This is a genomic window from Pseudomonas sp. GD03875 (assembly GCF_029840585.1).
Lineage (GTDB): Bacteria > Pseudomonadota > Gammaproteobacteria > Pseudomonadales > Pseudomonadaceae > Aquipseudomonas > Aquipseudomonas paralcaligenes.
Genome location: NZ_JAOCCV010000030.1, coordinates 57,882 through 64,620, shown reverse-complemented (window position 1 = coordinate 64,620; position 6,739 = coordinate 57,882). Strand labels below are relative to the sequence as shown.

General features: G+C 68.4%; 4 protein-coding genes. 1 reads left to right on the top strand and 3 read right to left on the bottom strand.

The window, feature by feature from the left end; translation table 11 throughout:
* Positions 1–56 precede the first annotated feature (56 nt).
* Entirely contained in the window at positions 57–1,106 is a 1,050-nt protein-coding gene (gene rlmM, locus N5D30_RS20990; protein ID WP_279910551.1) for a 23S rRNA (cytidine(2498)-2'-O)-methyltransferase RlmM, read from the bottom strand.
* 130 nt (positions 1,107–1,236) lie between these two features.
* On the opposite strand from rlmM, the gene acnA reads away from it, so the two are divergent.
* Positions 1,237–3,978 (top strand): aconitate hydratase AcnA, encoded by a 2,742-nt coding sequence (acnA, locus tag N5D30_RS20985; protein WP_279910550.1) that lies wholly within the window; start codon positions 1,237–1,239, stop codon positions 3,976–3,978.
* 123 nt (positions 3,979–4,101) lie between these two features.
* Here the strand turns inward: acnA and N5D30_RS20980 are convergent, their stop codons facing one another.
* Both N5D30_RS20980 and N5D30_RS20975 read right to left on the bottom strand, forming a co-directional pair.
* Complete coding sequence (locus tag N5D30_RS20980; RefSeq protein WP_220816003.1) at positions 4,102–5,544, bottom strand: mannose-1-phosphate guanylyltransferase/mannose-6-phosphate isomerase; 1,443 nt, start codon at positions 5,542–5,544, stop codon at positions 4,102–4,104.
* An 81-nt stretch (positions 5,545–5,625) separates the two neighbouring features.
* Positions 5,626–6,729, bottom strand: a complete 1,104-nt coding sequence (locus N5D30_RS20975) for a mannuronate-specific alginate lyase (RefSeq protein ID WP_279910549.1) — start codon at positions 6,727–6,729, stop codon at positions 5,626–5,628.
* Positions 6,730–6,739 lie beyond the last annotated feature (10 nt).

Genomic DNA, 6,739 nt, shown 5'->3' with positions numbered 1-6,739 from the left:
CAGAAGCTCGCGGCCAAGGCCGCTCCTACACAGGGCGTACAGCCGGAGTGGCGCGGCTACAGCCGGCGCAGGTGGCAGGTGACCTCTTCGCGGTCGTGGTACAGCTGCTTGCAGGCGATGGAAACCTTGATCCGCCGTGCGGCGAAGGCATCCTCCAGGCGCTGCAGCAGCTTGCACACCTCGGCGTAGCGCTGCTTCATCGGCAGCTTGAGGTTGACCACCGCCTCGCGGCAGTGGCCCTCGCCGATCCAGGTCTCGACCATCGCCGTGGTGCGCGCCGGCTTCTCGACGATGTCGCAGACCATCCAGTCCACCGGCTGCCTGGGCTTCCAGGTGAAGCCGTCGACCATCAGGTGGGTGACCAGGCCGGTGTCCATCAGGCTCTCGGCCATCGGACCGTTGTCGATGGCGGTGACCAGCATGCCGCGCCTGACCAGCTGGTAGGTCCAGCCGCCGGGGGCGGCGCCCAGGTCGACGCCGGTCATCTCGTCCGACAGGCGCGTGGGCCACTGCTCGCGGGGGATGAAGAAGTGCCAGGCCTCCTCCAGCTTGAGGGTCGAGCGGCTGGGCGCCTCACGCGGGAACTTCAGGCGCGGGATGCCCATCGGCCAGGGCGCCAGGTTGCCGGCCTCGGCCAGGCCGAGGAACACCTCGCGGCCGCTCTTGAAGGTCAGCAGCAGGCGCGGCTTGCCCGCGTCCTCCACCAGCCTGCCGGCCTTCTCCAGCGCCTTGCGCAGCGGCCCCTCGAACTTCTTGCAGAAATTCGACAGCTCCTTGCCCTCGTTGGTATCGAACACCTCCAGCCACAGGCCGCCGCACACCGGGTAGTCGGCCAGCGCCTCCAGCAGCACGCCGATGCGGTCGCTCTCCGGCAACCCCAGGTAGTCGCCGCGGGCCCACTGGCGCGGGAAGATCAGCCGGCCGAAACGCAGGCCCTGCATCAGGCGCTCGGCGCCGCCGGGCTCCAGGCAGATGAATTCGGCGTGGGCGCTGTTCGGCCTGGACTTGGCATAGCCGGCCACGTTCAGGCGCGCGGCGTGGTCGCTGATCTCGGCGCAGACCTCGCCCTCGAAGCCGGGGCGGCAGTGCAGTAGTACGGTGTTCATCGGCGGTTCTCCTCAAGCCGCGCATGATAGCGAAGTCGGGAACCCCGGGCTCGCTCTGCCGGTCCAGACCAGTGGCAGGAGCTGACCTGACGGTCTAGTTTCAGAAGTTCAACCGAGCAGGAGTATTGTGATGAGCTCCCTGGATAGCCTGAGTTGCCGACGTGAACTGAAGGTGGGCGCCAAGACCTACCACTATTACAGCCTGCCGGAGGCGGCCAGACGCCTCGGCGACATCGACAAGCTGCCCATGTCGCTCAAGGTGCTGCTGGAGAACCTGCTGCGCTTCGAGGACGACGTCACCGTGAACGCCGCGGACATCCGCGCCATGGTCGACTGGCTGCAGCAGCGCAGTTCCGAACACGAGATCCAGTACCGCCCCGCGCGGGTGCTGATGCAGGACTTCACCGGCGTGCCGGCGGTGGTCGACCTGGCCGCCATGCGCGCGGCCATGGCCGAGGCCGGCGGCGACCCGCAGAAGATCAACCCGCTGTCGCCGGTGGACCTGGTGATCGACCACTCGGTGATGGTCGACCGCTACGCCTCCCCCGCCGCTTTCGCCGCCAACGTCGACATCGAGATGCAACGCAACGGCGAGCGCTACGCCTTCCTGCGCTGGGGCCAGAACGCCTTCGACAATTTCCGCGTGGTGCCGCCGGGCACCGGCATCTGCCACCAGGTCAACCTGGAGTACCTGGCCCGCACCGTCTGGACCAAGGAAGAGGACGGCGCCGTCTGGGCCTTCCCCGACACCCTGGTGGGCACAGACTCGCACACCACCATGATCAACGGCCTGGGCGTGCTGGGCTGGGGCGTGGGCGGCATCGAGGCGGAGGCGGCCATGCTCGGCCAGCCGGTGTCGATGCTGATTCCCGAGGTGATCGGCTTCAAGCTCAGCGGCCGCCTGCGCGAGGGCATCACCGCCACCGACCTGGTGCTGACCGTGACCCAGATGCTGCGCAAGAAGGGCGTGGTGGGGAAATTCGTCGAGTTCTACGGCGACGGCCTGGCCGACCTGCCCCTGGCCGACCGCGCCACCATCGCCAACATGGCACCGGAATACGGCGCCACCTGCGGCTTCTTCCCGGTGGACGACATCACCCTCGGCTACTTGCGCCTGTCCGGCCGCCCCGAGGACAGCGTGCAGCTGGTCGAGGCCTACGCCAAGGCCCAGGGCCTGTGGCGCGAGCCCGGCCACGAGCCGCTGTTCAGCGACAGCCTGGAGCTGGACCTGGGCGAGGTCGAGGCCAGCCTGGCCGGCCCCAAGCGGCCCCAGGACCGGGTCCTGCTGCCCGACGTGCCGCATGCCTTCGACGGCCTGATCGACCTGCAGCTCAAGCCGCCGGCGCAGGAGGAAGGCCGCCTGCTCAGCGAGGGCGGCGGCGGCGTGGCGGTCGGCAACGCCGCCCTGGTCGGCGAGGCCGAGTACCGCTACGAAGGCAGCACCTACCGGCTCAAGCACGGCGCCGTGGTGATCGCCGCGATCACTTCCTGCACCAACACCTCCAACCCCAGCGTGATGATGGCCGCCGGCCTGCTGGCGAAGAAGGCAGTGGAAAAGGGCCTGCAGCGCAAGCCCTGGGTCAAGAGTTCGCTGGCGCCGGGCTCCAAGGTGGTGACCGAGTACTTCCAGGCGGCCGGCCTGACGCCCTACCTGGACCAGCTCGGCTTCGACCTGGTCGGCTACGGCTGCACCACCTGCATCGGCAACTCCGGGCCGCTGCTCGAACCGATCGAGAAGGCCATCCAGCAGGGCGACCTGACGGTGGCCTCGGTGCTGTCCGGCAACCGCAACTTCGAGGGCCGGGTGCACCCGCTGGTGAAGACCAACTGGCTGGCCTCGCCGCCGCTGGTGGTGGCCTACGCCCTGGCCGGCAGCGTGCGGGTCAACCTCACCGAGGACCCGCTCGGCGACGACAGCGAGGGCAACCCGGTGTACCTCAAGGACATCTGGCCGAGCCAGCGGGAGATCGCCGAGGCCGTGGCCAAGGTGGACACGGCAATGTTCCGCAGGGAGTACGCCGAGGTGTTCGCCGGCGACGCCCAGTGGCAGGCCATCGCCGTGCCCCAGGCGGCCACCTATGAGTGGCAGGCGGATTCCACCTACATCCAGCACCCGCCCTTCTTCGAGGGCATCGCCGGGGCGCCGCCTAAGGTCGGCGACGTCCGTGGCGCCCATGTGCTGGCTCTGCTCGGCGACTCGGTGACCACCGACCACATCTCCCCCGCCGGCAACATCAAGCAGGACAGCCCGGCCGGCCGCTACCTGAGCGAACACGGGGTGGCGCCGGTGGACTTCAACTCCTACGGCTCGCGGCGCGGCAACCACGAGGTGATGATGCGCGGCACGTTCGCCAACATCCGCATCCGCAATGAGATGCTCGGCGGTGAGGAAGGCGGCAACACCCTCTATGTGCCGAGCGGCGAGAAGCTGGCGATCTACGACGCGGCCATGCGCTACCAGGCCGAGGGCGTGCCGCTGGTGATCTTCGCCGGCAAGGAATACGGCACCGGCTCCTCCCGCGACTGGGCGGCCAAGGGCACCAACCTGCTCGGGGTCAAGGCGGTGATCGCGGAGAGCTTCGAGCGCATCCACCGCTCCAACCTGGTGGGCATGGGCGTGCTGCCGCTGCAGTTCCAGCCGGGCCAGGACCGCAAGAGCCTGGGCCTGACCGGCCGCGAGCGGGTCGACATCCTCGGCCTGGACGACGTCGAGCTGCGCCCGCACATGACCCTGACCCTGGATATCCAAGGCGACGACGACAAGCGCCAGCAGGTCGAGGTGCTGTGCCGCATCGATACCCAGAACGAGGTGGAATACTTCAAGGCCGGCGGCATCCTGCACTACGTGCTGCGCCAGTTGCTGAAGGGATAAAGCGGATTCGGTGCGCACGGCGCACCCTACGTAGGGTGCGCCGTGCGCACCGTTACCATGCTACGGCGGGCGTAGGGCGGGTGAAACCCGCGCGCGGACACGCGGGTTTCACCCGCCCTACTGTCAGCCGACCGTGGCCGTCTGTGCCGGGGTCCGTCCGTAGACGTCTTCCAGGCGCTCGATGTCGTCCTCGCCCAGGTAACTGCCGGACTGCACCTCGATGATCTCCAACGGGATCTTGCCGGGGTTCGCCAGGCGGTGCACCGAGGCGATGGGGATGTAGGTGGACTGGTTCTCGGTGAGCAGGAAGGTCTTGTCGTCGCAGGTCACCTGGGCGGTGCCGGACACCACGATCCAGTGCTCGGCGCGGTGGTGGTGCATCTGCAGCGACAGCTGCGCGCCGGGGCGCACGGTGATGTGCTTGACTTGGTGGCGGTGGCCGTTGTCCACCGAGTCGTAGCTGCCCCAGGGGCGGTAGACGGCGCAGTGGCTCTGGGTCTCCTGGCGGTTCCTGGCGTCCAGGGTGTTGACCAGCTTCTTGACGTCCTGCACCGCGCTCTTGTGGGCGATCATCACGGCGTCCTTGGTCTCCACCACCACCACGTCGTCCATGCCGATCAGGGTGACCAGCTTGGACGTGCCGTGCACGAAGCTGTTGTGGCTGTTGTGGGTGACCACGTCGCCCTTGAGCACATTGCCGTCGCTGTCCTTCTCCTGCACGTCCCACAGCGAGGACCAGGAGCCGACGTCGTTCCAGCCGGCGGCCAGCGGCACCACGCAGGCGCGGCTGGTCTTCTCCATCACCGCGTAGTCGATGGAGTTGTCCGGGCAGCACTCGAAGGTGCCGGCATCGATGGTCAGCACGCCGTTGCCGGCCTTGCTGCGCTCCAGGGCCAGCACGCAGGTGTCGTAGATGTCCGGCTCGTGGGTGCGCAGCTCGTCCAGGTAGCGGCTGGCGCGGAACAGGAACATGCCGCTGTTCCAGTAGTAGCCGCCGCTGCGCACGAACTCGGCGGCGCGCTCGTGATCCGGCTTCTCGACGAACTGCTGGACGCGGAAGGCGCCCGGCACCAGGTCGTCGCCGTCCTCGCCGCGGGTCGCCTTGATGTAGCCGAAGCCGGTCTCCGGGCTGTGGGCGGGAATGCCGAACAGCACCATCTCGCCCTCCTCGGCGGCGACGCGGGCCAACTCCAGCGCCTTGCGCAGGGCCAGTTCGTCGTCGATCACATGGTCCGCCGGCAGCACCAGCAGCAGCTCGTCGCGGCCCTCGGCGATCATCTGCAGCGCGGCCATGGCCACCGCCGGGGCGGTGTTGCGGCCGAAGGGTTCGAGCAACATGGCCTGGGTCGAGCCGCCGATCCTGTCGAGCTGCTCGTTGACGATGAAGCGGTGCTCGACGTTGCACACCACGGCCGGCTTCTGCATGCCCTCGAAGCTGAGGCGCTGCAGGGTCTGCTGGAACAGGGACAGTTCGCCGGTGAGGGCGAGGAACTGCTTGGGGTACAGCTTGCGGGACAGGGGCCAGAGGCGGGAACCGCTACCACCAGAGAGGATTACCGGGATCATGTCGTCATTCTCCATTCAATGTCTGTTGTGTCGTCCCGCACCGCGCGGGTGCGCGGCCGGGCAGGTACATCAGGACCAAACTCAAGGCAGTTGCCCGGAAAACAGCTGGGTCAGGTCGCCGCCGAGCCGGTAGGTGCTCAGCGGTTCGATGGATCGCCGCCACTGCTGCGTGCTGTCCGAGCAGCGGTACAGCGCGCAGTACGGCTCCAGCCAGGCGTAACGGCTGCTCTGGCGCAGGTCGATCTCTTCCTGCCGGCGGCCGGTCTTCTCTTGGAATATGGCGGGGTCGCGCAGGCCGGCCTCCACCTTCTGCACCAGGCGCTGCATGGCGCCGTCGTTCTCGCCGCGCAGATCGAGGCCGTTGGCGTTGGCGAAGGCCGACACCATCAGCAGCGGCGCGATGCTGTAGTTGTGGTAGGACAGCGCGCGGGTCTCGCGCACCAACTCGCGCGGCAGGTAGCCGTCGGCGGTGATCTGCTCGACCCCGTGGCGGTACTGCTCCACCGACCAGTCGAACAGGTCGCGCCGGTCGAGGATCACGGCGGTGGCCATCACCGACCACGCCGCCCAGTAGTTGTGGTTGTTGCTGCGCTCCCTGGGGTAGGCGTTCCAGTCGGCCACCACCTTGTCGGCGAGCCGGCCGAACCAGGCTTCCACCTTGCGGCTCTGCTCGGCCTGCCCGGCCAGTGGCCGGGAGGTGGAGAACTTCAGCCGCAGGTAGGCGCCGGCCAGGCTGCCGAGGGTCCATTTGCGCACCGACATGCCGGTGTGGTTGTACTCCTCGCTGAGCAGCGCGCCGGCGTCGGCCCAGTTCTCCAGCCAGGTCATGGCGCAGTCCGCTTCCTGCTGCCGGCCGTACTTGAAGTAGCGGCCGACCATGCGGTTGACGCCCTTCTCCATGTCGCGCATGTCGTCGGTCAGCTTGAGGTAGCGCTGCTCCGCCGCGGGGTTGAGCTTGTCGCGGGCCTTGTCGGAGCCCTGGTACTTGCTGGGGAAGTCCAGCCTGCCGGTGTAGGCCGGCGGCGGCGCCTCGCAGGCCCGCGACTTGCCTTGCGCCTCGGGCGCGGCGCGGTAGTAGCCGGTGGGCGCCACCAGCGTGGCGCTGCCCGTCGAACCGCTGTCGTGGCTCGGCGAGCAGCCCGCCAGCAGTGCGCCAAGCACTGCGGCGGACAGCATCGAACGCATCGGCATTCGC

Excerpts from the sequence above, each read along its gene's own strand:
- rlmM (WP_279910551.1), bottom strand. The coding sequence starts at position 1,106 with ATGAACACCGTACTACTGCACTGCCGCCCCGGCTTCGAGGGCGAGGTC.
- acnA (WP_279910550.1), top strand. The coding sequence starts at position 1,237 with ATGAGCTCCCTGGATAGCCTGAGTTGCCGACGTGAACTGAAGGTGGGC.
- N5D30_RS20980 (WP_220816003.1), bottom strand. The coding sequence starts at position 5,544 with ATGATCCCGGTAATCCTCTCTGGTGGTAGCGGTTCCCGCCTCTGGCCC.
- N5D30_RS20975 (WP_279910549.1), bottom strand. The coding sequence starts at position 6,729 with ATGCGTTCGATGCTGTCCGCCGCAGTGCTTGGCGCACTGCTGGCGGGC.